Origin of the sequence: Phenylobacterium sp., from assembly GCF_016793225.1 — a bacterium.
In the GTDB taxonomy this organism is placed as follows: domain Bacteria; phylum Pseudomonadota; class Alphaproteobacteria; order Caulobacterales; family Caulobacteraceae; genus Phenylobacterium.
Window position 1 is genome coordinate 1 of record NZ_JAEUMN010000166.1, and the last position, 1,915, is coordinate 1,915.

Consider the following 1,915-nt stretch of genomic DNA (forward strand, 5'->3'; position numbering starts at 1 on the left):
CAGGCTCTCGGCCAGCGCCTTGCCGCAGCCCAGGGCCGCGTAGTTCGCGAGCACGGTCCGCGCGCCGGCGCTGGTGATGAAGACGATCGACGAGCCGGGGGCGAGCCAGGGCCGGGCGGCCTGCACGAGGTAGAGCAGCGAGAGCCCGTTCGTGCGCATCGCGCCCTCGAACGCGTCGAGGTCGGCTTCCAGCAGCGCCGTCGGCCAGATCGCCGCCGCGCAGTGCACGATGTGGAGCGGCCCGCCGCCCGTCGCCGCCGCGGCGCGCACGAGCCGGGCGCAGTCCTGCGGCCGGCCGACATCGCCCTGCACGGCCGAGGCCTCGGCGCCCAGCGCCTGGATGCGCCGCCGCGCCGCGTCAGCCGCCTCGCCGTCGGCATGCCACCCCAGCACCAGCGGCTCGCCCCCCGGGGCCCCACGCGCCGCCAGGTGCTCCGCGATGGCCAGGCCGATGCCCTTGGTCCCGCCGGTGATCAACACGCCCATCGCCGCCTCCTGAACGACCGCATCTTAACCCTGCCGGCCGCGCCCTCCCTCTAGGCTTCGCCCAGTCGTAGAGAAAATCCGAATTGCGTCCGTTCCGCCCGCCGGGCCGGCGTCGGCAATATGATCGCTCTGGTTGCTGGCCCTAAGGTCGTGGTTGATGTTCACTCAACCCGAACGCGTCCGTCGGGGGGCAAGATGCGCGCTTTACTGCTGGCGGGGTTCGTCCTCACGCTAGGAACTTCTCCTGCAATCGCAAAGGACTGGAAGCTGACGCTGATCCCTGCCGACGGGCAGGAGGTCACCTTCGAAGACGGCCGCCCCTTCGTGAGGTCTGACAAGGCGCCAAGGAGCGGAGTGGCGCTCATCGTCGCGACGGAGCGGTTCGCCGAGAAACAGACGCCGACTTTGGTGGTCATCGCCAAGAACTACTTGGACCAGCCGGTGAACTTCACGCTCGCCAACGTCACCGTGTCGGTGGATGCGGAACCCAATGTGGCTGTTCTCACGGTGGACGACATCCAGGCGCAGGCCCGCACAGCGGAGAAGAAGGCCCGGCAGGCCGCCATGTGGCAAGCCATCGCCGTCGGCTTGCAGGCCGGGGCGGCAAACATGCAGCAGACGAGCACCTACCAGTCGAGGACGTTCACGCCCTACGGGTCCACGTCGACGTTCGGAACGATCACCACCCCCGCAAATCCGTACGCCTCGTCCGCGATTGTCGCGAACGGCCAGAACCAGATCGCTGCAACCCTTGAGAACGGTCGGCGTCAGGCCGACGCCATTCTCGCATCGGCCGACGACCGAGGGTTTCGCCCGGCGACGATCGCGCCGCAGGGCAGCGAAGCCTCCCCGCTTACTCTGACGCGGCTTCCGAAGAAGGCCACAACCCTGAAGATCGACGTCGCTCTGAACGGCGAGACGCACTCGTTCACGTTCGGGCTGAGCCAAGTGAAGTGAGCGAGCGGTAAAGCGGCCAACTCGCGCGACACGGTCCTATCCCTCCCGGCGCAAGGCGCATTCGTGTGCTTCCTGTTCATTCGTGGTTCCCCCGCGGCCACTGCAGCAGGTTTGCCTGAGGCGCGGAGTCTATGGGTCCCGGTGTTCGCCTTGGCGGCGAAACCGGGATGACAGGGGAGAGGTCGGTGATCGCCGTCGATGCAGCCGCCCTCGGTCCGTGTTCCTCCGTGTGCGTCCGTGGACCCGTTCATGCCCACACACCCCACGGCTGTCATCCCGGTTTCGCTGCGCGAAACCGGGACCCATACGCGCCGGCGTTCGAGGTCCCGGCGCGGCGGTGCGGCCCTGGCTGGTCCGGAGGCGCGGAGTCTATGGGTCCCGGTGTTCGCCGGGCGGCGAAACCGGGATGACAGGGGGATCCGGCCCTCCGCGTCCTTCCGTGGAGCCTCCCGCGGCCCCGCCGCCTAGCGCG

2 protein-coding genes are annotated in these 1,915 nt (G+C 68.9%); one reads left to right on the plus strand and one right to left on the minus strand.

Annotated elements, in window-relative coordinates:
• On the minus strand, nucleotides 1-486 hold a 486-nt coding region (locus tag JNK30_RS19780), incomplete at its 3' end, for an SDR family NAD(P)-dependent oxidoreductase (RefSeq protein WP_293484939.1).
• Between the two features lie 195 nt (nucleotides 487-681).
• Here JNK30_RS19780 and JNK30_RS19785 point away from each other — a divergent pair.
• Nucleotides 682-1,443 carry a hypothetical protein gene (locus JNK30_RS19785; RefSeq protein WP_293484941.1) on the plus strand — a complete coding sequence of 254 codons (762 nt, stop codon included), beginning with the start codon at nucleotides 682-684 and terminating at the stop codon, nucleotides 1,441-1,443.
• Nucleotides 1,444-1,915 lie beyond the last annotated feature (472 nt).